The following is a 26,403-nucleotide window of genomic DNA, read 5'->3' as shown; positions in this document are numbered from 1 at the left end:
TCGCGGTTCCATCAGTCCCTCCCCCGACCCCTCCCGCAAGCGGGAGGGGAGGAAAGTAGAAGAATGACCACCTCCTCCACCAACTTCGTCAACATCGGCGAGCGCACCAACGTCACCGGATCCGCGCGCTTCAAGAAGCTCATCATGGCGGGGGACTATCCGGCGGCGGTCGAGGTCGCGCGGCAGCAGGTGGAGTCGGGCGCGCAGGTGCTCGACGTCAACATGGACGAGGGGCTGCTCGACGCCGAACACGCCATGACGACGTTCCTGAAGCTGATCGCGGCGGAGCCCGACATCGCGCGCATCCCGTTCATGGTCGACAGTTCCAAATGGAGCGTGATCGAGGCGGGACTGAAATGCGTGTCCGGCAAGCCGATCGTCAATTCGATCAGCATGAAGGAGGGCGAGGCGCAGTTCATCGCACAGGCGAAGAAGTGCATGGCGTACGGCGCGGCGGTCGTCGTGATGGCGTTCGACGAGGTCGGGCAGGCGGACACCAAGGACCGCAAGGTCGAAATCTGCTCGCGTGCTTATGACCTGCTGATGACGATCGGCTTCCCGCCGGAGGATATCATCTTCGACCCCAACGTGTTCGCGGTGGCGACGGGGATCGAGGAACACAATAATTACGGCGTCGACTTCATCGAGGCGTGCCGCGAGATCAAGGCGCGCTGTCCGCACGTCCATATTTCGGGCGGGCTGTCGAACTTCAGCTTTTCGTTTCGCGGCAACGAGCCGGTGCGCCGGGCGATGCACAGCGTGTTCCTGTATCACGCGATCCCCGCCGGCATGGACATGGCGATCGTCAATGCGGGCCAGCTCGACATCTATGACGATATCGACCCCGAACTGCGCAAGGCGGTCGAGGATGTGGTGCTCAACACCGACGCGGAGGCCGGCGACCGGCTGGTGGCGCTGGCCGAGCGGTATCGCGGGACCGACGTGGTCGCCGAGAAGGCGGCGGCGGAATGGCGGTCGCTGAGCGTCAACAAGCGGCTGGAATATGCGCTGGTCAAGGGTATCGACCTGCATGTCGTCGAGGACACCGAGGAGGCGCGCCAGATCATCGCCGGCAATGGCGGACGCCCGATCGAGGTGATCGAGGGGCCGTTGATGGACGGCATGAACGTCGTCGGCGACCTGTTCGGCAGCGGCAAGATGTTCCTGCCGCAGGTCGTGAAATCGGCGCGGGTGATGAAGAAGGCGGTCGCCCACCTGCTGCCCTATATCGAGGCGATGAAGGAGCCGGGCGCGCGCGGCAAGGGCAAGATCGTGCTGGCGACCGTGAAGGGCGACGTCCACGACATCGGCAAGAACATCGTCGGCGTCGTGCTCCAGTGCAACGGCTTTGACGTGGTCGATCTGGGCGTGATGGTCGCCTGGTCGAAGATCCTGGAGGCGGCGAACGAGAATGACGCCGACATGATCGGCCTGTCGGGCCTCATCACGCCGTCGCTGGACGAAATGGTGACGGTGGCCGAGGAGATGAAGCGCGCGGGCATGACCATGCCGCTGCTGATCGGCGGGGCGACGACGTCGAAGGTGCATACCGCGCTCAGAATCGCGCCGGCTTATGACGGGCCGGTCGTGCATGTGCTGGACGCCAGCCGCGCGGTGGGGGTCGCGTCGACGCTGGTCAGCGACACGATCCGCGACGAATTCGTGACGAGGACGGCGGACGAGTATGAAGCGGTGCGGATCGCGCGGGCCAACAAGGGGCAGAGCGAGCTGATCCCGATCGAGACGGCGCGCGCGCGCGGGTTCGTGGCGGACTTCGCGCTGAAGCCGGCCGCGCCGGCGAAGCCGGGCGTGCACGTATTCCCAGACTGGGATCTGAGCGACCTGCGCGACTATATCGACTGGACGCCGTTTTTCCGCGCGTGGGAGCTGGCGGGGAATTTCCCGGCGATTCTGACCGATCCGGTGGTCGGGGAGAGCGCATCGTCGCTGTACGCGGACGCGCAGGCGATGCTCGACACGATCATTGCCGAAAAGTGGCTGACGCCGCGTGGGGTCGCGGGGCTGTGGCCGGCGCGGCGCGAGGGCGATGACGTGGTCGTTTATTCCTCCCCGGCACGGGGAGGGGGACCGGCGCAGCCGGTGGAGGGGGGGCTGCCACGAAGCGAAGCCCTTGCGGAAGCGCCCCTCCACCATCCTGCGGATGATCCCCCTCCCCGTGCCGGGGAGGAATTTAGGTTCCCCATGCTGCGCCAGCAGATCGCCAAGCGCGAGGGGCGGGCGAACATGTGCCTGGCCGATTTCGTCGATCCCGCCGGAGACTGGTTCGGCGGGTTCGCGGTCGGCATCCACGGCATCGACCCGCATATCGCGCGGTTCAAGGCGGCCCATGACGATTACAACGACATCCTGCTGAAGGCATTGGCCGACCGCTTCGCCGAGGCGTTCGCCGAGCGGCTGCACAAACATGTCCGGCAGAACCTGTGGGGCTATGCGCCCGACGAACAACTGACCAACGATGCGCTCATCAAGGAACAATATCGCGGGATCCGGCCGGCACCGGGCTATCCGGCGTGCCCCGATCACAGCCTGAAGCCGATCCTGTTCGACCTGCTGGATGCGCCGGCCGCCACGGGTCTGGAACTGACCGAGAGTTTCGCGATGTTTCCCACAGCGGCGGTGTCGGGTTTCTACTTCGGCCATCCGCAGGCGGAATATTTCGGCGTGGCGCGGGTCGGGCCGGATCAGGTCGCCGATTATGCCGCGCGGCGCGGGGTGGAACTGGCGCAGGCGGAGCGGTGGTTGCGGCCGAATATTGACTGATGGCTGCCGTCGGTTTTCTCCGTTCGTCCTGAGTAGCCACCGAGCGAAGTCGACGTGGTGTATCGAAGGATGGGTTTTCGCGCGTGACCTGTCCTTCGATACGCGCCTTCGGCTTCGCTCAGTCCCTACTCAGGACGAACGGGATCGGGGTTGCCCCTTTGCGCGACCCGTAATTTCCGGCAGGCCGGTCGCCGAAAGGATCTCCCATGCGTCATCTCCTTGCCCTCTCGCTCCTGCTGGCCGGCCCGGTTGCGGCCCAATCCGGCGGGCCGTTCACCGTGGTCGAAACCGGCGAACGATTCTCCGATCTGCAGGAGGCGGTGTCGTCGATCCGCATGGGGACCGCAACGATCCTGATCGCGCCGGGCACCTATCGGCAATGCGCGGTGCAGCAGGGCGGGCGGATCACGTTCAAGGCGGCGACGCCGGGGACCGCGATCTTCGAGGCGGTCGCGTGCGAGGACAAGGCGGCGCTGGTGCTGCGCGGGCAGGGCAGCGTGGTCGACGGGCTGGTGTTCCGCGGATACCGGGTCAGCGACGGCAACGGCGCGGGAATCCGTACCGAGATGGGCGACCTGACGGTCCGCAACGCGATGTTCCTCGATAGTCAGGAGGGGATCCTTGGCGGCGAGCCGGTGGCGCAGAAGATCGTGATTGACCGGTCGACCTTTGCGGGACTTGGCCAGTGCGATGAATCGCCGGGCTGTTCGCACGCCATCTATCTCGCCAACAAGGGTAGCGTGACCGTGACCCATTCGCGGTTCGAGCGCGGGACCGGCGGACATTACGTCAAGTTGCGGGTGCCGAACGTCGTCATCACCGACAACAGCTTCGACGATACCAAGGGCACGAAGTCGAATTACATGATCGACCTGTCCGAAGGCGGCACCGGGCTGATCGCGCGCAACACATTCGTGCAGGGCCGGGGGAAGGAAAATTCGTCCGCGCTGATCGTGATCGCGGCGGAGGCGAAGACCTATTCGGCCGCTGGCCTGCGAATCGAGGACAACGACGCGCGGCTCGCGCCGGGGCAGACCAAAAGTCCCGCGTTCGTGGCGGATTTCACGGGCGAAAAACTGGCGATCGGCGCGAACCGGCTGGGGCCGGGCGTGCGGGCGTTCGAGGCGCGGTAGGGGAACGCGCCCGTTCCCCGGCGAAGGCCGGGGTCCAGTCGCCACAGTCGCTATAATGACGGGTAGCGGGCCATCACTACCGCTTTCGCCACTGGACCCCGGCCTTCGCCGGGGAACAGGGGTTTCACATCGGGCAGGTGGTCGCCGGGCCGGGGTCGAGGTCGAGGCAGCGGCCGTCCTGACCGGAGACGGGCAGGCGGATGGTGGCGGCGAGTGTCGGCATGATGTCGACCGTTTCGACCGACAGGGGTTGCTCGAACGGGGTCAGCCCCTTGCGCCAGAACAGGATCGGGACGCGGCGGTCGTAATCCCACGGGGATCCGTGCGTTTCGATATAGCCGCCGCCGGCCGCGACGATGCTGGTGACGCGGGGTTTCAACAGGGCGACCAGTTGGCCCGACCGGTCGGGGTCGAACGAGGCGCGGGCGCGCTCGATCAGGGTCCAGCTTTCGGGCGGGCTGGCCGGCATCGGCGTCGCCATGATCTCGGCGGCGGTGAAGGCGGCGGCGATCTGCGACATCGCACGATAGCGGCGGATCGTCTCGGCCAGCACCTTTGCGCGGGTCGCGGCGGGCAGGGTGTCGTCGATATAGACGTCGCCCTCGGTGCCCAGCAGGACGCTGCCCGGTAGCCCCATGTCGCGGGCGATGGCCGTGCCGACCTGCCTGGCCAGCACGTTTTCGGCCATGTGCTCCTCCATCGGCATGGCGCGTTCCATCTGCCGTTCGGTCGCGTCGTGCGCGCCGTGGTCGGCGGTCAGCATGACCTCGTAATCGACGCCGGTCGCGTCGAGCACGTCGAAGAAGCCGGCGAGGCTGCGGTCCAGCTCGGTCATCTGGATGCACATCTCGGTGCCCTGCGTGCCATAGGTGTGGCCGATATAGTCGGTCGCCGACGCGCCGACCGCGAGGATGTCGGTCGCCGGACCCTGACCCAGTTTCATGTCCTGCACCAGCCCGGCGGCGAGCGCAAAGACGGAGGCGTCGGCGGCGGGCGACACGCGGAACGCCTTGGCATCCCCCGCGTCGCGCACGAACCGGCCCTGACCATAGACCTTGCCGCCGATCGTGATCGGCCGGTCCAGCGGCTTGCAGAAGCCGGGCAGCGGCAGGGCGGGTTGAGCTTGCGCGATCAGCGCGGCGGTGGCGGCGTTGGCGCGGGCGACGACGGCGGGCATCACGCGGCCGGCATAGGAGACGAAGCCCTTGCCGCCCCACCACCACAGCTCGTCGACCTTGTGGCCGCCCATCATCACCGCCGCGCGGTCCTTGCCCGCGACCGAGACGACGCGGGTCGCCGGGTTGGCGGCCTTCATCCGTTCGCCCAGCGTCTGCACCTTCAGGTGCGTGTCCGATACGGTGTAGCTGTCGTGGTTGCTGCCGGCGACGCGCTCGTCCTCGGCGCAATAGACGATCTTGTCGGGCCGGCCGGCGCGCTGGTCGACCCAGCTGTTGGCGATGATGCCGGTGTTGGCGGGGCGATAGCCGGTCAGGATCGTCGAATGGCCCGGACACGTTTCGGTCGCGGCATGGCTCTGGTACCCGCTGGGGAATACCGCCCCGTTGAGCAGCCGGGCGAAGCCGCCGGTGAAGCGCCCCCGATACTGCGCGAACAGGTCGGCCGACAGCTGATCGACCGAGATCGCGACGATCAGCCTGGGCGGCGTGATCGCGGACCGGGGGGCGGGTGCCGCCGGTATGGCCTGATCCGCGGGTGCGGGCGCGGTCGCAGTCCGGGTAGTCTGGGCGGCCAGCGGCGCAGTGGAGGCCATGAGGGCGGCGGCGATCAACGCTTTCATCGGTATCCTTGAGTGCAAAGCCTGTCCGCGACCGCTATGGGCCGCGTGACGGGTTTAAGGCAAGGATCAGCCAGTGCGCGCTTTCGGTTTCGGCATTGTGACACTGGTCCTGGCTTTGCTCCTGGGGACACCGGCCGGTGCACAGCATCTGCGGATGCGGATGGTCGCCGAAAGCGCCGTGCCGCGTAGCGGCCAGGAGGTCACGATCGCGCTGGCGACGGTGCCCGAAAAGGGCTGGCACGGCTATTGGCGCAATCCGGGCGATGCCGGGTTCGCGCCGAGTTATGCCTGGACGCTGCCTTCGGGCGCGTCGATGTCCGATCCCGAATGGCCGGTGCCGACGACGCTGATCGTCGCTGGCCTGATGAACTATGTCTATGAAGCGCCGTACGCGCCGCTGGTGCGGTTCCGGGTGCCGGCGGGACTGGCGGTCGGCACCCCGCTCCCCGTTCGGCTGAAGACCAGCTATCTGGTGTGCACCGATACGGTATGCGTGCCGGAGTCGCAGGAACTGGCGCTGACGCTGCGCGTCGGCGATGGCGCGATTTCGCCGGCGCAGACGACCGCGTTCGGCGACTGGCGGCGGGCCATCCCGCGCGTGCTGGACGCCAGGGCGGCGTATGCGGCGCAGGCCGATGGCGGGGTGCGGATCGCGATACCCTATCCGGCCACTGCCAGCCTGGAGAACGCCTATTTCTTTCCGATCGGTGTCGACGCGATCGAGGCGGCGGCGCCGCAGACGATCACCCGCGCCGGTGACCGGGTGATCGTCGCGACCAAGGTCAAGCCGACCCATGCGGCGGGCGGGCCGATCGACGGCGTGCTGCGGATCGGCGACGGCACCGGGCTGGCGGTGATGGCGGCACCCGGTGCCGTGCCCGCGGCGGGTGAGGAAAGCGCCGGGGGCGCAGGAGCGGTCTGGACGACGGCACTGCTCGCCTTTGCCGGCGCGGTGCTGGGCGGGCTGATCCTGAACGTGATGCCGTGCGTGTTCCCGATCCTCTCGCTGAAAGCCCTGGCGCTGGCGAAGGGCAACACCGATGCGCGGACCGCGCGCGGCGATGCGCTGGCCTATGCCGCCGGCGTCATCCTCGTCTGTCTGGCGATGGGCGGGATCATCCTGGCGCTGCGGGCCGGGGGGAGCGCCGTCGGCTGGGCGTTCCAGTTGCAGGATCCGCGTGCGATCCTGGTGCTGATGCTGCTGTCGGTGGTCATCGCGCTGAACCTTGCCGGCCTGTTCGAGGTACCGATGCCGCGCTTTGCCGGGCATGCGGGGGCGGCCGGATCATTCGCGACCGGCGCGCTGGCGGCGTTCGTGGCGACACCGTGTTCGGGGCCGTTCATGGGGGCAGCACTCGGCGCGGCTTTGGTGCTGCCATGGCCCGCGGCGCTGGCGATCTTCGGCGGGCTGGGGCTGGGTCTTGCGCTGCCGTTCCTGCTGCTGGGGTTCGTGCCGGCGCTGCGGCGGCGGTTGCCGAAGCCGGGGGCGTGGATGGCGACCTTGCGGCATATTCTGTCGGTGCCGATGTGGCTGACCGCGCTGGCGCTGGGCTGGGTGCTGGGGCGGCAGGCGGGAGTCGACGGGCTGACGATCGGGCTGGGCGTGACGTTGGTCGGCGCGCTGGCGCTGTGGGCGGGCGGGCGACGGCAGGCGCGCGGGCTGGGGCTTGGCTGGATCGCCCCGGCGGTGCTGGTTGTCGCGGCGGTCGGGGGTGCGGCGATCGTCACGCGCGCGCCGGCGGCGGCGGCGCAGACGGTAGCGGGGGCCGGAATGGAAGCGGAGCCGTTCAGCGAAAGCCGGCTGGCGACGTTGCGCGCACAGAAGCGGCCGGTCTTTGCCTATTTCACCGCCGACTGGTGCCTGACGTGCAAGGTCAACGAAAAGACCGCGATCGAGACGGAGGGCACGCGCGCCGCCTTTGCCGCGAACAACGTCGCGGTGCTGGTCGGCGACTGGACCGATGGCGACCCGGTGCTGGGGCGTTTCATCGCCGCGCACAACCGGGCCGGGGTGCCGCTGTACCTGTATTATGCGCCCGGCACGGCCGAACCCCGGGTGTTGCCGCAAGTACTGACGACGTCGTTCCTGGAGCAACTGGCGCAATAAATCCGCTTGTGCGACGCAACATTCTGTCCCAGCATGCAACTGAAACACGAAGGGGCACGTTGGGACGCACATGGGGATAGGGCGCGCGTTCGACGAGATTCTGGGGCAGGGCGATCGCACGACGCCACGCGCTGAACTGGCGGCACTGGGTGCCTGGCTGGAGGAGACGCCCGACACTGAACTACGGCGTCGACAGCAGGCGGCCGAAACCACCTTTCGCCAGCTTGGCATAACCTTCGCTGTCTATGGCGAGAGTGACGCGGCCGAGCGGATCATTCCGTTCGATATCGTCCCGCGCGTATTCCTGGCCGATGAATGGGCGCGGCTGGCGCAGGGGCTGGAACAGCGCGTACTCGCGATCAACGCGTTTCTCGACGACATCTACGGTGAGGCGCGGATTCTGAAGGAAGGCGTGCTGCCGGCCGACCTGATCTACGGCAATCCGCAATTCCGGCCCGAAATCGCCGGCATGCGCCCGCCGCACGGGATCTGGGCCCATATCTGCGGCATTGATCTGGTGCGGACCGGGCCGGACGACTTCTTCGTGCTGGAGGACAATGCCCGCACGCCGTCGGGCGTCAGCTACATGCTGGAAAACCGCGAGGCGATGTTGCGGCTGTGCCCCGAATTGTTCGCGCAATTCCGGGTGGCGGCGGTCGACAGCTATCCCGACCGGTTGCTGGAGACGATGAAGTCGGTCGCGCCGCACGGGGTGGCCGCGCCGATCTGCGTGGTGCTGACGCCGGGTCATTACAATTCGGCCTATTACGAACACAGCTTTCTGGCCGATTCGATGGGGATCGAACTGGTCGAGGCGGTCGATCTGGTGGTCGACGACGATGTCGTGTGGATGCGGACGATCGCGGGCCGGGTGAAGGTCGACGTGATCTATCGCCGGATCGACGATGATTTCCTCGATCCTTTGGTGTTCCGCCCGGACTCGGCGCTGGGCGTGCCGGGGCTGATCGCGGCCTATGCGGCGGGCAATGTCGCGATCATCAACGCGCCGGGCAACGGCATCGCCGACGACAAGGCGATCTACAGCTACATGCCCGAAATCGTGAAATTCTATTCAGGCGGCGAGGCCAGGCTGCCCAATGTCGAGACATGGCGCTGTCGCGAACCGCAGGCACTGAAATACGTGCTGGAGCATCTCGACGAGGTGGTGGTGAAGCTGGTCGACGGATCGGGCGGTTACGGCATGCTGGTCGGGCCGACCGCGAGCCGGGCGGAGATCGAGACGTTCCGCGCCGCACTGATCGCCGAACCGCACCGGTACATCGCGCAGCCGACGCTGGCCCTGTCGACGGTGCCGACGCTGGCCGAGTCCGGGCTGGCCCCGCGCCATGTCGATTTCCGTCCGTTCGTGCTGACCGGATCGAACGGGGTGCAGGTCGTGCCGGGTGGCCTGACCCGCGTCGCGCTGAAGGAAGGGTCGCTGGTGGTGAACTCCAGCCAGGGCGGCGGGACCAAGGACAGTTTCGTGCTGATGCGCGACGCGCTGATCCAGCAACAGGGCGGCGGCGGGCAGAGCCAGACGATGGGCGGCATGACGCAGACGCAGGGCGGGATCGCCTGATGCTGTCGCGCACCGCATCGTCGCTGTACTGGCTTGGCCGCTATGTCGAGCGTGCCGATTTCGTGTCGCGACTGGTGGAGGCGACCGTCCGGCTGGACGTCCTGTCGTCGCGGCCGGCGGGCGAGGAGGCGTGGTTGTCCGCGCTGGCGGTGACCGAAAGCAGCGATGCCTTCAATGCGAGCGGCGCGACGCTCAGCCAGGGGACGGTCGCGCGGTTCCTGACGCTGGATTCGGCCAATCCCGGGTCGATCGCGCGGTGTGTCGACATGGCCCGCAACAATGCGCGGGCGGTGCGGACCGCGCTGACGCGCGAGGCGTGGACCGCGATCAACAGCGCGTGGTTGCTGTTCGAGAACCGCGCGACGCTGAACGGGCCGGACGCGACGCTGGGGCTGGTCGAGGCAACCAAGACCGAGACGCGCGGGTTCGAGGGCGCGATTCACCGGATGCTGCGCAACCAGACGACGTGGTTCATCCGGCTGGGGCAGGCGATCGAGCGGGCGGACAACACCGCGCGGCTGCTCGACGTCAAATACCACATCCTGCTGCCCGAGGGCGAGCAGGTCGGCGGCGTGGTCGACCGTGACCAGTGGACGACGATCCTGCAAACGGTGTCGGCGGTGACCGCCTATCGCTGGCTGTATTCGGAAGGGTTGCGGCCGGGCAACGTCATCGATCTGCTGCTGGCACGGTCCGAACTGCCGCGCAGCCTGGCGGCGTCGGTCGAGGAGACGGTCGATATCCTCGGCCTGCTGGCCAAGCGGACCGGCCTGCACGGCGAGGCGGACCGGATGGCGCGAGTGCGTGCCGCCCGCGTGGCCAAGACACGGTCGAGCGCGGTCATCGTGTCCGGCCTGCATCAACATCTCCAGGCGTTCATTGCCGAGAACGATCTGCTCCACGCGGCGATCGGCCGTCAGTTCAAGTTCAACTGATGCGGCTGTCGGTCGAGCATCACACGATCTATCGCTTTTCGGCACCGCAGGGTCGCCTTGTTCAGATGATGCGGATGACGCCGGAAAACAGCCATGACCAGACGGTCGCGTCGTGGCGGATCGACGTCGATTGCGACGTGCGCCTGCGCGATGGGCGCGACGGCTTCGGCAACGCGATCACGATGCTGTATGCCGAGGGGCCGCTCGACGGGATCGAGATCACCGTCACCGGCGAAGTGCTGACCAGCCATTCCGACGGCGTGCTGCACGGCGTGCCGGAAACGCTGCCGCCGCTGCTGTTCCTGCGCGCGACGCCGGCGACCGAGGCGGATGTAGCGATCGCCAGGTTTGCCGGCGACCTGTCCGCCGGGGTGACGCCGCTCAGCGCGCTGCACGCGATCAATCGCGCGCTGCACGCCCGGTTCGCAGTCGACCGTGGGCGGCCTCTGGTTGGCCTCAGCGCAGGCGAAGCGTTCGGTCGCCGGTCCGCCACGCCGCGCGACATGGCGCAGATGTTCGTCGTGGCTGCGCGGTCGCTGGGCGTGCCGGCGCGCTATGTCTCGGGCTATTGCGCGGCGGTGTTCGACGGCACCCACCGCCCGACGCCGCATGGCTGGGCGGAGGCCTATGTCGACGGCATCGGCTGGATCGGTTTCGACCCGTGTGCCGGGGTGTGCCCGGAAGAAGGCTATGTCCGCGTCGCGGTCGCGCTCGACGCGATGGGCGCCGCTCCGGTGGCAGGGTCGCGGCTGGGCGACGGTGGCGAGGCACTGGACGTGGATGTCGTGGTGACGCGGGAGGAATAGCGGGGGCCGGGTAGGGTGGATGCTCGCGATGCCGGACTGCCGGACTGCCGGACTTTATGGCAACTATGTCCGCTACCGCGACCCAGCATACGTTTTGGCATCGTCCAGAACGCAAAGCCTGTATCAGCCCTAATGGAGGAGAGCGGACGTTAGCCGCTTCTAACCAATTTGCTTAGTTCTTGCAGCATCGAGGAAATGTCTTCGTCCCGCTCTCGTCTGACGGGAAGTTCCATTCGGTCTCGAACGACACTCGTCAGATAATCGGCAATGCGCTCATTCGGAGCGCCCTGATCAAGCAATTCGAGCACCCTAGGAGCATACATATCGTATTCGTCGGACGCTTCGTCGGCGCTCGCGATTTGAATAGGGTCCCAAGCCCATCGCAGCACAACTTGGACCATTTTTAGACGTGTGCCGTCGCTCATCAGATCTTCATAGGCTGTGCAGAGAACGTCCGATAGTGGTCGCTGACCGACGGCCCGCTTTTTCGCTCAAAAACTGCCGGCAGGAGTCGCCTTTGGTCATTAAGTTTTTAGAAATTGTAGTCTTGATCGGTCAGAAGAGCAATCACGGTCGTGTGCTAAGAGCCCGACCGAAAATTAGGTTGAGCGATTTCAGTCAGTTGTGATTCACCGGGGTTTGCGAACACCTTGGAGAGCACATGGGCTGGACCGAAACCGCTCGTCGCGAGCATGACAGAAGAAGGCTGCGTTACACAAGCGACTGCACCGACCGGGAATGGGCGATCATCGCGCCGCTGCTGGCCCGCACGACCAGGGTGGGCCGCCCGCGCCTGCACCGGGCACGGGATCTGTGGAACGCGATCCAGTACCTTGCCGCGACGGGATGCCAGTGGGCACAACTGCCTCGGGACTTTCCCCCGTTCACCACCGTGCAGTACCATTTCTACCGGATGCGCGACAGCGGCCTGCTCGATGCGATCAACGCGGTACTGGTGGCCGGAGTACGGGTTGCCGAAGGGCGCGAGGCAGAACCGACCGCGGGCATCATCGACAGCCAGTCGGTCAAGACCACCGAAGCGGGTGGGCCGCGCGGCTATGACGCCGGCAAGAAGATCAAGGGCCGCAAGCGCCACATTGCGACCGACACGGCCGGCAACCTCCTCGACGGACTGGTGCTCTCCGCTGACATCCAAGACCGCGACGGCGCACCGGACCTCATCGAACGCTGTCGCGATGCCTATCCGTCCCTGAGCCGCTGCTTCGCCGATGGCGGCTATGCCGGGCAGAAACTGGCCACCGCCATCGCGCATATCGACCGCCTCGTCATCGAGATCGTCCGGCGTTCCGATGCCCACCGCTTCGTCGTCCTGCCCCGGCGCTGGGTCGTCGAGCGCACCATCGCATGGCTCAACCGTTGCCGACGTCTCGCCAAGGACTGGGAGGCGTCCATTGCCTCCGCAGAAGCATGGCTCATCATCGCTTCGATCAGGCGCATGACACGCCGCATCGCTAAACTCGAATTATGAGTCGGGCTCTCAGGCCATCCTGGCCCACCGCCGCCTACGCCGGCTGCGGCATCGCCAATCCTGCGACCGCCGGCGGCGCGCTGGGGGCGTTTTCGTCGACCAGCAGTTTCCAGCCGGTCGGGCCGAGGACTTCAATCGGGCGATACCGCACCTTGTAGGCCATGCGCGCCGATCCTTTTACCCAATAGCCGAGATAGACATAGGGTAGCCCGGCGTCGCGGGCGCGCAGGATGTGGTCCATGATGATGAAGTTGCCGAGGCCCGGCCGGGTGTCGCCCTCGGCGGCGAAGAAGCTGTAGATCATCGACAGGCCGTCGGCCTGACGGTCGGTCAGGCAGGCCCCGACCAGTTTCCCGCGCGCGCCGCCGATCGAGGGTTCGCGGTATTCGAGTATCATCGAATTGACGGGGGAATGCTCGACCATGTCGGCATAATCCTCCTCGTCCATGCCGGCCATGCCGCCGCCGGGATGACGCAGCGCGAGGTAGCGGCGCAGCAGCTGATACTGCTCGTCGGTCGCCCAGGCGCGGCAGGCGGAGACGGTCAGGTCGCCGTGACGCCGCAGCAGCTTGCGCTGCGTCGCGTTGGGGACGAATTCATGGGTGACGACGCGGACCGAGACGCAGGCGGTGCAACCCGAACAGTTCGGGCGATAGGCGACGCCCTGGCTGCGGCGGAAACCGATGCGGCCGAGCGCGTCGTTCAGCTCGATGGCGTGCTGTCCGGTGAGTTCGGTGAAGACCTTGCGCTCCTCGCGACCCGGCAGATAGGGGCACGGTGACGGGCTGGTGACGAAGAAGCGCGGGAAACGAAAGGGCGCGGTCACCGGGGGTTGTCCTCGATCCTGTTGGGGACGAACAGCCGACCCGGACATCGTATATGGACAGTGCGGGCCGGCGTGCAAAGCGGCTTTACCATCAAAATGGGTTAACCCGGCGGCGGTCGTCGTCCAGGTCCGGGACGCACCGCCGCCGTCGGGGTGGATCAGGCCAGTTCGACCGTGCTGACCTCGTACCCCCCGGCGCGGATCGCCAGCACCAGCCGCTCCAGATGGGCGCGATCCCGCGCCTCGCACTCGATGTCGGTGATGAGGCCCTTGGCGGGGAGCGTCGTGAAGACGCGCTGGTGATAGATTTCGATGATGTTGACGCGCTGTTCGTCGAAGATGCGGGCGATGTTGTAGAGCGCGCCCGGCTGATCCTGAAGCCGGATGCGCAAACGCGCCAGCCGGCCGGATCGGGCGAGATCGCGCAGCAGGACGTTGGCGAGCAGCCGCGTGTCGATGTTGCCGCCGCACAGGACGATGCCCACGGTCCGCCCCTCGAACCGCTTGGGGTTGGCGAGCAGCGCGGCGAGGCCGGCGGCCCCGGCCCCCTCGACCACGGTCTTTTCGATCTGGAGCAGCAGGCTGACCGCTTCCTCCAGGCTGCGTTCGGACACCAGCAGGATGTCGTCGACCAGTTCGGATACCATGGACGAGGTGATGCCGCCCGGTTCCTTGACCGCGATCCCCTCGGCCAGCGTATCGCCGGCGCACGGCAGGTCGGTGCCGTTGATCCGGTTGAACATCGACGGGAACAGCTCGGCCTCGACCCCGATCACCTCGATGGGGTGGTCGGCCGCGCGCGCAACGACGCCCATGCCCGAAATCAGCCCGCCGCCGCCGATCGGGGTGATGAGCGTGTCGATCGCCGGCACGTCCTCCAGCATTTCGACCGCGGTCGTGCCTTGCCCGGCGATGACGCGCACGTCGTCGAACGGGTGGACGAAGGTGAAGCCGCACTCCGCCTCCAGCACGCGGGCATGGGCATAGGCCTCGTCGAAGGTTTCGCCGTGCAGCACGACCTTGGCGTGATGGCCCTCGGTCTGGGTGACCTTCACGGTCGGAGTGTTGCGCGGCATGACGATGGTCGCGGGCACGCCGAGCCGGTGCGCGTGATAGGCCAGACCCTGCGCATGGTTGCCGGCCGACGCGGCGATGACGCCCTTCGCCCGCGCTTCGTCCGACAGTTGCAGCAATGTGTTGAGCGCGCCGCGTTCCTTGTAGGCGGCGGTGAACTGGAGATTCTCGAACTTCAGATACACGGTCGCACCGGTCATCTGCGACAGGGTGCGGCTGATGAGCGTCGGCGTCCGCACGATCGAGTCGCGAATGCGCGCGTGCGCGGCCTGTACGTCGGCGATGGTGACGGGAAGGGTTGCGGCCGGTTCGGCGGATAGGGTTGCCATGACGGCGAGGGACTAGACCATCTGGCGCGGCGGGGGAACACGGCTTATGCGCTGGGTCCATGGCCAAACTTGCATTCATCGGGACCGGCGTCATGGGCGCGCCGATGGCGGGGCATCTTGCCGCCGCCGGACATGACGTCACCGTCTATAACCGCACGCGCGCCAAGGCGGCAGCGTGGGCGGACAAATATGGCGGCGCGGTCGCGAATACCCCGGCACAGGCAGCGGCGGGATGCGATGCGGTGTTCACCTGTGTCGGCAATGACGATGACCTGGCGGCGGTGGCGCTGGGGCCGGACGGCGCGTTCACGGTGATGCGGGCGGGGGCGCTGTTCGCGGACCATACGACCGTGTCGGCGGCCATTGCCCGGCGGCTGGCCGAGGAGGGTGCGGCGCGCGACCTGCTGGTCATCGACGCGCCGGTGTCGGGCGGGCAGGCGGGAGCCGAAAAGGGCGCGCTGTCCATCATGTGCGGCGGGTCCGCTGACGCGATGGCGGCCGCGACGCCGCTGATGCAGGCCTATGCCGCGCGCATCGTCCATGTCGGTGCGGCCGGCGCCGGCCAGCAGACCAAGATGTGCAACCAGATCGCGATCGCCGGCGTGGTGCAGGGCGTGGCCGAGGCGTTGCGATTCGCGCAGAAGAGCGACCTCGACCTGGATCGGGTGCTGGAGGCGATTTCGGGTGGTGCTGCGCAAAGCTGGCAGATGGTCAATCGCTGGCCGACGATGGCCCGCGACGAGTTCGATTTCGGGTTTGCCGTGGACTGGATGCGCAAGGATCTGGGGCTGGCGCTGGACGAGGGCGCGCGCATCGGCGCGGACCTGCCGGTGACGGCGCTGGTCGACGGCTTCTATGCCGAGGTGCAGGCGATGGGTGGCGCGCGGCAGGATACGAGCGCGCTGGTGCGGAGGTTGCCGAAGTGAAGGGTGTGCGTGTGGATTCCTCAGTCATCTACCACCCCGGCGAAGGCCGGGGGCCAACCGGGTCCGCGTTGCCAACGAAGGACCGTCTGTCGTCACGATCCCGTTCCCACCTAGGCCCCGGCCTTCGCCGGGGAACTGAAAAGAGTTGGCGGATCACGGCTTCCCTCGTCGCCCTATCCCTCCTCGCCACCCCGGCCTTCGCCGATGCGCTGGTCGACAACGTCACTGGCATCACGCTGGACAAGGACGGGAAGGTCGTCCGCTTCACCGGGCTGCTGATGAGCCTGGATGGCAAGGTCACCAGGCTGTTGTCCGCAAAGGACAAAAGGCCGGACAAACTGGACTGGCGGGCGGACATGAAGGGGCGGGTGCTGATCCCCGGCTTCGTCGATGCGCATGGTCACATCATGGATCTGGGGTTCCGCGCGCTGGAACTCGACCTGTCGGCGGCGAAGTCGCTGGACGAGGCGCTGGCGCGGATCGCGGCCTATGCGGCGGCGAACCCGGACAAGAAATGGATCATGGGCGGCGGCTGGAATCAGGAGGCGTGGGGGTTGGGGCGCTTCCCGACCGCGGCCGAACTGGACCGCGCGGTCCCGGACCGGCCGGTCTGGCTGCAACGCGCCGACGGCCATGCCGCTTGGGCCAACAGCGAGGCGATGCGGATCGCCGGCGTGACGGCAAAGAGCGTGGCCCCGGCGGGCGGGCGGATCGAGAAGGCTGGCGCGCAGCCGTCGGGCGTGTTCGTCGATTCGGCGATGAACCTGGTGCAGGCGGCGGTGCCGAAACCGCTGGCCAAGGACCGCAACGCCGCGTTTCTCAAGGCGCAGCTGATGCTGCTGGAAGACGGCATCACCGCCACCGCTGACATGGGCACGACGCTGGACGACTGGATGACCTATCGCCGGATCGGCGATCTGGGCAATCTGCGCGTGCGGATCATGAGCTATGGCGCGGGTGTCGACACGACGGTGACGATCGGCGGCACCGGGCCGACGCCGTGGCTGTACGGCGACAAGCTGAAGCTGGTCGGCGTGAAGCTGTACAGCGACGGGGCGCTGGGGTCGCGTGGCGCGTGGCTGAAGGCGCCTTACAGCGATGCGCCGGGCCAGTCGGGCGCGGGTTTCATGTCCGACGACGTGATCCGCAACCTGATGAGCCGCGCGTCGATGGACAAGTATCAGGTCGCGGTCCACGCGATCGGCGACAAGGCGAACGCACAGGCGCTGGATGCGATCGACGAGATGTCGGGCACCTACAAGGGCGACCGGCGCTGGCGGATCGAACATGCGCAGATCGTCGATCCCGCCGACCTGCCGCGCTTTTCCAAGCACGGCACCATCGCGTCGATGCAGCCGACCCATGCCACGTCGGACCGGACGATGGCCGAGGCGCGGCTGGGTCCGGTGCGGCTTACCGGGGCCTATGCCTGGGCGACGATGCTCAAGAACGGCGTGCCGCTGGCGTTCGGGTCGGACTATCCGGTCGAGGATCCCAACCCGTTCGCGGGCTGGGCCGCCGCCTTTACGCGGATGGACGCGGCCGGTCAGCCGTTCGGCGGCTGGCGGCCGGAGGAAGCCGTGACGCGCGAACAGGCCTGGGCCGCGTTCACCACCGGCGGTGCCTATGCCGGGTTTGCCGAGAACCAGTTCGGGCGGCTGGCCCCGGGGCAGCTTGCCGACTTCATCATCGTCGACCGCGATCCGACGCTGGCCTCACCCAGCGACCTGCGCGCGACGAAGGTCGAGGAGACGTGGATCGGCGGGCAGAAGGCGTGGGTAAGGAAATAGGGGCAAGCTCGCTTGCGGCGATCATCCGATCCTGACACGCTTGAATCATGCCGATGCTGTTTGTGGAAGCGGATGAACCCCTTCTTGTTTTTCCGTCGATTGAGGTAGCCGAGACCTATCTCGAGGCCGTCGATATTCAAGACAACGTTTATCCCAGAGCTTACGGTCCGGCGGGCGAGATGTATGACATCGTGGCGCGGGGCGATTTGGTGGTCATTGAGCCATCAGCGATGTCCCCCCGGCCGAACGACCTTAAACGGCTCTTGTCGTCGTATCTGGGGTCTGTCGGCGAACCTGTGTCAGGTGATGCCGATTTGGCGACTTTGGTTGCTTCCGTGGAAGCGCATCAAAATGCGTTCTGGGTGGAGCATGATCCGGATGGCGAGCGCTTTTCGAAGCCCATACCGTTGTGGGGATGCATTGCCGTTATCGTCGCCCTGATCGGTATGAGCCTTTTGCTCTGGCGTTTACGATAAGCTATGGCTGACGTGCGCTAGGCTTTGCGGTTTCTCGACGTCGCTCGAAACGAACGGTGGTGGGGGGATTGCGGGGCTGCGCTTGAACCCTTCTTCCGTCATTGCGAGCGCAGCGAAGCAATCCAGGGTCGCGGCAGGACGCACTGGATTGCTTCGCTGGGCTCGCAATGACGGAGCGCCACAAACGAGAAAGGTCGCGGCGCCCCCCGGCACCGCGACCTGATGCCCGGGTGACCGGGACCTCGGTAGCGAAACGTCAGGCGACCTGTACGGCCGGCACCTCGTCGGGATCGCGCAGCACATAGCCGCGGCCCCAGACCGTCTCGATATAATTCTCGCCGTCGCAGGCCATGCTGAGCTTCTTGCGCAGCTTGCAGATGAAGACGTCGATGATCTTCAGTTCCGGCTCGTCCATCCCGCCATACAGGTGGTTGAGAAACATTTCCTTGGTCAGCGTCGTCGCCTTGCGCAGGCTCAGCAGCTCCAGCATCGCATACTCCTTGCCGGTCAGGTGGACGCGCGCGCCGTCGACCTCTACCGTCTTGGCGTCCAGGTTGACCGCCAGCTTGCCGGTGCGGATGACCGACTGGCTGTGGCCCTTGGAGCGGCGGACGACGGCCTGGATGCGCGCGACCAGTTCCTCGCGGTGGAACGGCTTGGTCACATAATCGTCGGCGCCGAAGCCGAACGAACGCACCTTCGAGTCCATTTCGTTGACACCCGACAGGATCAGCACCGGCGTGGAGACGCGCGCGACGCGCAGCTTCTTCAACACGTCGTATCCGTGCATGTCGGGCAGGTTCAGGTCGAGCAGGATGATGTCGTAATCATACAGCTTGCCCAGATCGAGGCCCTCTTCGCCCAGATCGGTCGTGTAGATGTTGAAGCCTTCGCTGGTCAGCATCAGTTCGATGGCCTTGGCCGTCGTCGGCTCGTCTTCGATCAGCAGTACGCGCATCCCGCATTCCCCCGTTCGGCCCGACGGACGGCATAGCCCGCGCCCAACTTGATTCATTAACTACGGAATATCTGAACGCAAAAGGTTAATTCGGGGTTAAGTGGCGGAAATCCGCGGGGTGGCGGCCTCTGCCCGGTCGCGCAGCCGGTCCGCGAGGAAGGCGATCAGCGCCTCGACTCGGGCGGGCCGCAAGGGACTCGGCGGTGTCATCAGGTGCAACGCGATCGGCGCGGGGGCCCAGTCGGCCAGGATTTCGACCAGCGCGCCCGATGCCAGATGCGGGTTGACGATGAAGTCGGGCAGGCGGGCGATGCCAAGCCCGGCGATCAGCGCGGGCACCAGCGCCTCGCCGCTGTTGGCGGTCAGCGGACCCTGCGCCCGCACCGCGACGTCCGCGCCGCCGGGGCCGCGAAACCGCCACGGGCCGGTGACGTTGGAATAGCCGAGCAGCCGGTGCTCGCCCAGTTGCGCCGGGTGGCCCGGGATGCCGTGGGCCGCGAGATAGGCGGGGGCGGCGACGATGAACGCGGCGACCGTGCACAGCCGGCGTGCGCGCAGCGAGCTGTCGGGCAGTTCGGCGATCCTGAGCGCGACATCGAACCCCTCCGCGACGATGTCCACGCGCGCATCGGACAGATGCAGGTCGATCTCGATTCCGGGGTGTAGCGTCAGGAACGCGGCCAGCAGCGGCGCGACATGGATGACGCCGAAGCTCATCGGCGCGGCGAGCCGGACGCGGCCGCTGTGCGCGGTGGCGGCGTCATGCGCGGCTTCCTCCGCCGCGCGCGCCTCGGCCAGGATGCGCGCGGCATGGTCGGCGAGCGGGCGACCGGCCTCGGTCAGCGCGAGCCGGCGCGAGGTGCGATGGAACAGCGACTGGCCCAGATGCGCCTCCAGCCGGGTTACCGCCTTCGACACGGTGGCTTTCGACAGGCCGATCGCGTCGGCGGCACCGCTGAACGAGCGATGTTCGACGACGGCGGCGAAGATTGCCCAGGCTTCGAGATCGGGTAGTCGCATCGGTCCTCCGTCGTCCACCGCAGGCTATATCGGGAAACGATCGGTTTCCAGTGTTTCCATTTACGGCGTGATGGCAATCCCTATCTTGGCGGCAACAGACAGGAGGCTTCGATGACCACCGATACGATTGCAAAACCCGGAATTGACCGCCGCAGCTTCGACAGCCTGGGCCATGCCAATCATGGCTGGCTGGACGCGCGGCACCATTTCTCGTTCGCCAATTATTACGATCCGTCGCGGATGGGCTGGGGTGCGATCCGGGTGTGGAACGACGACGCGATCGCCGCGAACGCTGGCTTCCCGCCGCACCCGCACAGCGACATGGAGATCATCACCTATGTCCGGTCGGGCGCGATCACCCATAAGGACTCGCTGGGAAACACCGGGCGGACCGGCGCTGGCGACGTGCAGGTGATGAGCGCCGGATCGGGTGTGCGCCACGCCGAATATAATCTGGAGCCGGTCGAGACGACGCTGTTCCAGATCTGGATCGAGCCAAGCCGCAAGGGCGGATCGCCCAGCTGGGGGGCCAAGCCGTTCCCGAAGGGCGAACGGTCGGGCCAGTTCGTGGTGCTGGCCAGCGGCTTTGCCGATGACGGCGACGCGCTGCCGATCCGCGCCGATGCGCGGGTGATGGGGGCGACGCTGAAAGCCGGCGAGAGCGTGACGCACAGCGTCGGCGAGGGGCGGCATGCCTATCTGGTGCCGGCGGTCGGGCGGATCACGATCGACGGTCAGGCGTTCGAGCCTCGCGACGGCGCGGCGCTGTCGGGCGGGCGGACGGTGACGATCACCGCCACCGACGACGCCGAGATCGTGCTTGTCGACGCCGCGTAATCATTTTCCTGCCTTCCGCTGCGTGCGGTGGGCCAATCAAGGGCATATGCGATGACCAAGGTTCTGGTGCTTTATTACTCGTCCTACGGCCATATCGAGGCGATGGCCGCTGCGGTGGCCGAGGGCGCGCGTGCCGGCGGTGCGGAGGTCGATATCCGCCGCGTCGCTGAAACCGCGCCGGCTGAGGTCGTCAAGTCGGCCGGGTTCAAGACCGACACCGCGCATCCCGAGATCGAGGGGCCGAAGGCGCTGGAGGCGTATGACGCGATCATCGTCGGCGCGCCGACCCGGTTCGGGCGGATGCCATCGCAGATGGCGGCGTTCTGGGACACGACCGGCGGGCAGTGGTTCAGCGGCGCGCTGGTCGGCAAGGTCGGTGGTGCCTTTACCTCGACCGCCAGCCAGCATGGCGGGCAGGAAACGACGCTGTTCTCGATCCTGACCAACCTGCTGCATCACGGCATGACGATCGTCGGGCTGGACTACGGGTTCCAGGGCCAGATGGGGCTGGACGAGATCAAGGGCGGCTCGCCCTATGGCGCGACGACTTTGGCCGATGGCGATGGCAGCCGGATGCCGAGCGCGGTCGAGCTGGACGGCGCACGGTATCAGGGCAAGCGGATCGCGGAGACGGCCGCGAAGCTGGCCGGCTGAACATGGGCGTCGTCCCTGCCGTGCCGGATGGTATGGTGGGGGCGACGGGTGGCCCGGCGGGGACTACTCTGACGCCGTTAGTCCCTGCGTTCCCCCCCGCGAAGGCGCAGGGGCAGGACCAGAAGTATTGCAAGCTGTTGCTTTGCTTGACCCTGGATTCTCGCCTTTGCGGGGAAAGGATGGCAGCTTGCAATGCGTGGACCTTCCAAAGCGTCAGGTCTGGCGAGCCATTATTGACGTTTACCGAACTGTTCCCCGGACTTCGCCGGGGAACAGAAGGGATCGTCAACGTGACCGCACCCCGTCACATCTTCGGCGGGCAGACCTGACCGCTGGGATCGGTCGCGAGGCGCAGGTCCGATACCGACAGGGTGAACGGGGCGCTCGCCGTCAGTGCGAACGGGCTGTTCACCTTGGTCACGTCCAGCCCCGCTTCGCGGAAGCACTTCAGCGGTACGCGGACGGTCTTCCATTTGCCGACGTCGCCGGCGAACAGGCTGGTCGCGTCGAGCGTCGTCGCGCCGCCTGGACCGGCCATTGCCATGGCGACCTTGCCCGTTGGGGCGGTATCGACGCGGTAGGTGATCTGCAACAGCACCTCGGCGTTGGTCTCGCGACCAAGGTCCAGCAGCGGACCGCCGATGCGGACGGTCGATGCAGCCCCTGCCGGCCAGGTTAGCTTGACCGCGCCCTCCTGCGTCGTCGCGCTGTCGACCGGCGCGCGCGTCACCTTGCTGTCGGTCGCGAAGGCGAACGGGGCGGGCACCTTGCCGCGCGAGAAGAACAGGCTGGTGTTGGCCAGGCTCGCGTCCACGCCGGAGACTTCGCCCAGCGTGGGCACGGTGCCACCCTTGGCATAGGACAGGCCGTAGCCGAGCGGGAACAGCGGGTCGTAACCGGTCTTGCCCTTGTTCAGCGTGAACTGGCCGGCGGTCTTGGGCCAGCTGAACGACAGCGTACCGGTGAAGTCGCGGCGCGGCTTGCCGGTCGCATCGCCGACCAACACGTCGGCGATGCCCGCGCCCTCGCTGCCCGGCAGCCAGGCGGCGACGAACGCATCCGACTGGTTCAGCTCGGGGTTTACCCAGAGCGGACGACCCGACAGGAAGACGGAGACGACCGGCACGCCCTTGGCCTTCAGCCCCTTGAGCATGGCGAGTGCTTCCTTGTCGCCCGGCTGGAACTCCAGCGTGCGGATGTCGCCGCGCATTTCGGCGTAAGGCTGCTCGCCGAAGACCACGACCGCGACGTCGGGCTTCTTCGTGAAGCTGCCGTCCGCGCTCAGTGTCGCGGTGCCACCACCGGCCTTCACCGCATTTGCGATGCCGGCATAGATCGACGTCGCGCCGGGGAACATGTCGGGGGTGTTGCCGTCACCCTGCCAGCTGAGCGTCCAGCCGCCCGACTGGGTGGCGACGTCGTCGGCCGCGGACCCGGCGACCAGGATGTTGGCGCTGGCCTTCAGCGGCAGGACGCCGGTGTTCTTCAGCAGCACGAGGCTCTTGGCGACGGCCTCGCGCGCGATCGCGCGGTGATCGGGGCTGCCGAGCAGGTCGAACTTGCCGGCGAGCGGGCGTGCCGGGTCGAACAGGCCCAGCTTGGCCTTCACGCGCAGGATGCGGCGGACCGCGTCGTCGACGCGCGCCATCGGGATCGTGCCCGCCTTCACCTGCGCCAGCGTGTTGTCGAACAGGCCCTTCCAGCCGTCCGGCGCCATCGCCATGTCGAGGCCGGCGTTGAACGTCTGCGCGCAATTGTCCTTGGTGCAGCCCGCGACCTGCGCGTGGCCGTTCCAGTCGCCGATGACGAAGCCGTCAAAGCCCATCTTGCCCTTCAGCACGTCGGTCAGCAGCGATTTGTTGCCGTGCATCTTCTGGCCGTACCAGCTGTTGTACGACGCCATGATGGTCATCGTGCCGGCGTTGATGGCGGCGGGGTAACCGGCGTTGTGGATCGCGACCAGCTCGCTTTCGGGGATCTGGTCGTCGCCCTGGTCGACGCCGTCCTTGGTGCCACCGTCGCCGAGGAAATGCTTGGCGCTGGCCGCGACATGGCCGTCCTGGATGCGGCTGCTGCCGGGCTTGCCCTGCAGCCCCTCGATCATCACGCCGGCATAGGAGCGGACGATCGACGGATCCTCCGAATACCCCTCATAGGCGCGGCCCCAGCGGTCGTCCTGCGGCACGGCGATGGTCGGGCCGAACGCCCAGTCCCACCCGGTCGCGGCCAGCTCGACGGCGGTCGCTTGGCCGATCTTGCGGATCAACGCTGGGTCGCGCATCGCGCCAAGGCCGATATTGTGCGGGAACAGCGTCGCGCCGATAACATTGTTGTTGCCGTGCACCGCGTCGATGCCGAACATCAGCGGGATCACGGTGTGGCCGCTGCGCTTTTCATTGGCGACCGCGCCGAACGCGTTGGCGGTGTTCAGCCAGGCGGTCGGCCCGGTGCGGTCGGGCGCGCCGATCGGCGGGGTCGAGCCACCGACGAGGATGCTGCCCAGCGGATAGCGGCGCAGTTCCTCCGGCTTGATCGAACCGACATCGGCCTGGATCATCTGGCCGATCTTTTCCTCCAGCGTCATCCGCTTCATCAGGTCGGTGACGAAAGCCTCCGTCTTCGCATCGACCAGACCCTGGCTCTTGGCGGCGGGCCACAGGGCGGGATGCGCGACACTGGCGGACGGATCGGCGGCGGGAGCGGGGGCGGTCTGGGCGAACGCGGGGGTCATCGCGACCAATGCGGTGGCGAGCAGGCCTGCCCGAAGTTTCGTGACGTTCATGAATGATCCTCCCGAACCGCGATTCCGATCGCGATCAATTGTTATTCAATTTTCTTTAACTGGTTTAACGACATCGCGGCCGGGATGGAAGGGGGCAGGCGGCTCAGCGCCAGCCGGCATCCACGAAATATTCGTGCGCGGTGCACATCCGCGCGTCGTCCGACGCCAGGAACAGGACCAGCGCGGCAACGTCGTCGGGCAACACGCGTGCCTTCAGGCATTGCGCGGCCAGCATCCGGTTCGTTTCCGCGTCGTCATGCCACAACGCATCCTGACGCGGAGTCTTGATGCCACCGGGGACGACGGTCGCCACGCGGATATTGTCACCGCCCAGATCGCGCGCCAGCGCGCGGGTCATCCCCTCGATCCCGGCCTTGGCGGTCTGGTACAGCGCGATGTCGGGCAGCGCGAGGTGCCAGCTGATCGACCCCAGGTTCAGGATGACGCCGCCGCCCGCCGCCTTCATCGACGGCGCGACCGCCTGTGCGGCAAAGAACAGGTGGCGCAGGTTGACCGCCATCCGGTCGTCCCAATAGGCCGGCGTCACGGTGCCGACCTCGTGCCGGTCGTCGTTCGCCGCGTTGTTGACCAGCACGTCGATACCGCCGCTCTCCGCCTCGAACCCGGCGATCGTCGCGTGAAGCGCGTCGATGTCGCGCAGGTCGCAACGCGCGAAGCGCGGCGCATGGGCGGCACCCGGCGTCAGCCGTTCGACCAGCGCCTCCGACGCCTCGACCGCGACGTCGATGAACGAGACGCGCGCGCCTTGCGCGACGAAGCCGGTCACCAGCGCCTCGCCGATGCCGCTGCCGCCGCCGGACACAAGGACATGCTTGCCGGCAAGACTGGGATAGCGCGCGCGCTGATCGGCGGGCACGGTCTTTGGCGCGATGATGTCGGTCATGGTCGTTCCGTTCACAGCAGGCCGCGGCCGGCAAGATTGCGCATCAACGCGCCCAGCCCGAAGGTCCAGGGCGCGGCATCGGCCGACGTCGTCACCCGGTTGATGAGATAGCCGAGGCGCGGGGTCGCGATCCGCACCGTGTCGCCGACCTTGTGGGTGAAGCCGCGTCCCGGATCGTCGCGGTCCTGCGTCGGCGCAAACATCGTGCCCGTGAACAGGACGAAACCGTCGGGATATTGGTGTTGGCTCATCGTCTGTGTGACCAGCGCCTCGGGATCGCGGCTGATCTCGCGCATCGACGACGCCCCCTCCAGCGCATAGCCCTCCGGCCCCTCGATACGGAGCGAGACGACCGCGTCGCGGATGTCGTCCAGCGTGAAATGCCCGTCGAAAAGCCGCACGAACGCGTGGAGCGAGCAGGACGCGTTATTGTCCTTCGCCTTGCCGAGCAGCAGCGCCGACCGCCCCTCGAAATCGCGCAGATTGACGTCGTTGCCCAGCGCCGCGCCGACGATCTTGCCCCGACTGTCGACCAGCAGGACGACTTCGGGTTCCGGGTTGTTCCACGTCGAATCCGACCGGATGCCGATCTCCGCGCCCCAGCCGACGGTCGACAGGCAGGGGGCCTTGGTGAAGACCTCCGCATCCGGGCCGATCGCGACCTCCAGATATTGCGACCACATGTCGTCCTCGATCAGCGCCGCCTTCAGCGCGGCGGCCTCGGGCGAACCGGGGACGACGCTGCGGATGCTGCCGCCGATCCGCTGTTCCAGACGGGCACGGACACCGGCCGCCGCATCGGCGTCGCCGCGCGCGCGTTCCTCGATCACCCGTTCCAGCGCGGAGACGGCGAAGGTGACACCCGCCGCCTTCACGCATTGCAGGTCGATGGGCGACAACAGTCTGGGGCCGTCGCCTGTGACGACAAGGCCAAGATCGGCCAGCGGCCCCAGATCGCGGCCGGCGGCGGGGTCGAACGACCCGCTTTCGATCAGGTCGGCGACGGTCGGTGCGACCCGGCTCATGTCGTACGCGCGACCGTGCTTCACCAGGATCGGCGTGGGGCCGTCGCCCGCATCGAGCCGGCCGACGAAGGTCGCCTGCTCCCAGTCGGATCCCAGCGCATCGGCCGGATCGAACGTAAAGTCCGCCATGTCCATCCTCATCCTCTTGTTAGCGCTATCAGTGTCGGGCGCCTC

21 protein-coding genes are annotated in these 26,403 nt (G+C 67.1%); 12 read left to right on the top strand and 9 right to left on the bottom strand.

Annotation, left to right across the window (positions count from 1 at the left end; all coding sequences use genetic code 11):
• Positions 1 to 63: 63 nt before the first annotated feature.
• Together metH and ASE75_RS00680 are read left to right on the top strand one after the other, a co-directional pair.
• Positions 64 to 2,781, top strand: a complete 2,718-nt coding sequence (gene metH / locus ASE75_RS00685) for a methionine synthase (protein WP_055927369.1) — start codon at positions 64 to 66, stop codon at positions 2,779 to 2,781.
• A 206-nt stretch (positions 2,782 to 2,987) separates the two neighbouring features.
• The gene (locus ASE75_RS00680; protein ID WP_055927366.1) at positions 2,988 to 3,914 is read left to right on the top strand and encodes a right-handed parallel beta-helix repeat-containing protein; all 927 of its coding nucleotides are present in this window, start codon (positions 2,988 to 2,990) and stop codon (positions 3,912 to 3,914) included.
• A 124-nt stretch (positions 3,915 to 4,038) separates the two neighbouring features.
• Here ASE75_RS00680 and ASE75_RS00675 read toward each other — a convergent pair whose 3' ends face one another.
• Complete coding sequence (locus ASE75_RS00675) at positions 4,039 to 5,712, bottom strand: alkaline phosphatase family protein (protein ID WP_082463711.1); 1,674 nt, start codon at positions 5,710 to 5,712, stop codon at positions 4,039 to 4,041.
• A gap of 73 nt (positions 5,713 to 5,785) precedes the next feature.
• Here ASE75_RS00675 and ASE75_RS00670 point away from each other — a divergent pair, with 73 nt between their 5' ends.
• The 4 genes from ASE75_RS00670 to ASE75_RS00655 all read left to right on the top strand — a co-directional run bounded on the left by ASE75_RS00670 (position 5,786) and on the right by ASE75_RS00655 (position 11,139).
• The gene (locus ASE75_RS00670; RefSeq protein WP_055927363.1) at positions 5,786 to 7,819 is read left to right on the top strand and encodes a protein-disulfide reductase DsbD family protein; all 2,034 of its coding nucleotides are present in this window, start codon (positions 5,786 to 5,788) and stop codon (positions 7,817 to 7,819) included.
• A 70-nt stretch (positions 7,820 to 7,889) separates the two neighbouring features.
• Positions 7,890 to 9,398, top strand: a complete 1,509-nt coding sequence (locus ASE75_RS00665) for a circularly permuted type 2 ATP-grasp protein (protein WP_055927360.1) — start codon at positions 7,890 to 7,892, stop codon at positions 9,396 to 9,398.
• Positions 9,398 to 10,333, top strand: a complete 936-nt coding sequence (locus ASE75_RS00660; RefSeq protein WP_055927357.1) for an alpha-E domain-containing protein — start codon at positions 9,398 to 9,400, stop codon at positions 10,331 to 10,333. The genes ASE75_RS00665 and ASE75_RS00660 overlap by 1 nt, the downstream gene beginning before the upstream one ends.
• Positions 10,333 to 11,139, top strand: a complete 807-nt coding sequence (locus ASE75_RS00655) for a transglutaminase family protein (RefSeq protein WP_055927354.1) — start codon at positions 10,333 to 10,335, stop codon at positions 11,137 to 11,139. Before ASE75_RS00660 ends, ASE75_RS00655 begins: the two co-directional genes overlap by 1 nt.
• 149 nt (positions 11,140 to 11,288) lie before the next feature.
• On the opposite strand, the gene ASE75_RS00650 is transcribed toward ASE75_RS00655, so the two are convergent.
• Positions 11,289 to 11,564 (bottom strand): hypothetical protein, encoded by a 276-nt coding sequence (locus tag ASE75_RS00650; protein ID WP_055927351.1) that lies wholly within the window; start codon positions 11,562 to 11,564, stop codon positions 11,289 to 11,291.
• A gap of 236 nt (positions 11,565 to 11,800) precedes the next feature.
• On the opposite strand from ASE75_RS00650, the gene ASE75_RS00645 reads away from it, so the two are divergent.
• The gene (locus ASE75_RS00645) at positions 11,801 to 12,628 is read left to right on the top strand and encodes an IS5 family transposase (protein WP_082463710.1); all 828 of its coding nucleotides are present in this window, start codon (positions 11,801 to 11,803) and stop codon (positions 12,626 to 12,628) included.
• Between the two features lie 34 nt (positions 12,629 to 12,662).
• Here ASE75_RS00645 and ASE75_RS00640 read toward each other — a convergent pair whose 3' ends face one another.
• Positions 12,663 to 13,454 carry an arginyltransferase gene (locus ASE75_RS00640; protein WP_055927348.1) on the bottom strand — a complete coding sequence of 264 codons (792 nt, stop codon included), beginning with the start codon at positions 13,452 to 13,454 and terminating at the stop codon, positions 12,663 to 12,665.
• A gap of 158 nt (positions 13,455 to 13,612) precedes the next feature.
• A complete protein-coding gene (locus ASE75_RS00635) occupies positions 13,613 to 14,857 on the bottom strand; it encodes a threonine ammonia-lyase (RefSeq protein ID WP_055927345.1) in 1,245 nt (414 codons plus the stop codon).
• A gap of 59 nt (positions 14,858 to 14,916) precedes the next feature.
• Between ASE75_RS00635 and ASE75_RS00630 the strand changes: the two genes are divergently transcribed.
• The 3 genes from ASE75_RS00630 (at position 14,917) to ASE75_RS00620 (ending at position 18,049) form a co-directional block, all read left to right on the top strand.
• A complete protein-coding gene (locus ASE75_RS00630) occupies positions 14,917 to 15,783 on the top strand; it encodes an NAD(P)-dependent oxidoreductase (RefSeq protein WP_055927343.1) in 867 nt (288 codons plus the stop codon).
• 278 nt (positions 15,784 to 16,061) lie between these two features.
• Entirely contained in the window at positions 16,062 to 17,573 is a 1,512-nt protein-coding gene (locus ASE75_RS00625) for an amidohydrolase (RefSeq protein WP_235512451.1), read from the top strand.
• Positions 17,574 to 17,620: 47 nt separating this feature from the next.
• The gene (locus ASE75_RS00620) at positions 17,621 to 18,049 is read left to right on the top strand and encodes a hypothetical protein (RefSeq protein WP_055927340.1); all 429 of its coding nucleotides are present in this window, start codon (positions 17,621 to 17,623) and stop codon (positions 18,047 to 18,049) included.
• Between the two features lie 256 nt (positions 18,050 to 18,305).
• Here ASE75_RS00620 and ctrA read toward each other — a convergent pair whose 3' ends face one another.
• Entirely contained in the window at positions 18,306 to 19,007 is a 702-nt protein-coding gene (gene ctrA / locus ASE75_RS00615; protein WP_055927338.1) for a response regulator transcription factor CtrA, read from the bottom strand.
• A 96-nt stretch (positions 19,008 to 19,103) separates the two neighbouring features.
• Positions 19,104 to 20,027, bottom strand: coding sequence for a LysR family transcriptional regulator (locus ASE75_RS00610; RefSeq protein ID WP_055927335.1), 924 nt, complete (start codon positions 20,025 to 20,027; stop codon positions 19,104 to 19,106).
• Positions 20,028 to 20,138: 111 nt separating this feature from the next.
• Here ASE75_RS00610 and ASE75_RS00605 point away from each other — a divergent pair, with 111 nt between their 5' ends.
• Entirely contained in the window at positions 20,139 to 20,864 is a 726-nt protein-coding gene (locus ASE75_RS00605; protein ID WP_055927333.1) for a pirin family protein, read from the top strand.
• Positions 20,865 to 20,915: 51 nt separating this feature from the next.
• Complete coding sequence (gene wrbA / locus ASE75_RS00600) at positions 20,916 to 21,518, top strand: NAD(P)H:quinone oxidoreductase (protein WP_055927329.1); 603 nt, start codon at positions 20,916 to 20,918, stop codon at positions 21,516 to 21,518.
• Between the two features lie 304 nt (positions 21,519 to 21,822).
• On the opposite strand, the gene ASE75_RS00590 is transcribed toward wrbA, so the two are convergent.
• From ASE75_RS00590 to ASE75_RS00580, 3 genes are all read right to left on the bottom strand, one after another.
• Entirely contained in the window at positions 21,823 to 24,300 is a 2,478-nt protein-coding gene (locus ASE75_RS00590) for a glycoside hydrolase family 3 protein (RefSeq protein WP_055927324.1), read from the bottom strand.
• Between the two features lie 103 nt (positions 24,301 to 24,403).
• A complete protein-coding gene (locus ASE75_RS00585) occupies positions 24,404 to 25,204 on the bottom strand; it encodes an SDR family NAD(P)-dependent oxidoreductase (protein ID WP_055929109.1) in 801 nt (266 codons plus the stop codon).
• An 11-nt stretch (positions 25,205 to 25,215) separates the two neighbouring features.
• Positions 25,216 to 26,358: a fumarylacetoacetate hydrolase family protein gene (locus tag ASE75_RS00580; protein ID WP_055929106.1), complete on the bottom strand. Its 1,143-nt coding sequence runs from the start codon at positions 26,356 to 26,358 to the stop codon at positions 25,216 to 25,218.
• Positions 26,359 to 26,403 lie beyond the last annotated feature (45 nt).

Origin of the sequence: Sphingomonas sp. Leaf17, assembly GCF_001421505.1 — a bacterium.
GTDB lineage: Bacteria > Pseudomonadota > Alphaproteobacteria > Sphingomonadales > Sphingomonadaceae > Sphingomonas.
The sequence above is the reverse complement of the archived record's forward strand: the minus strand, read 5'-3'. Positions and strand labels throughout refer to the sequence as shown.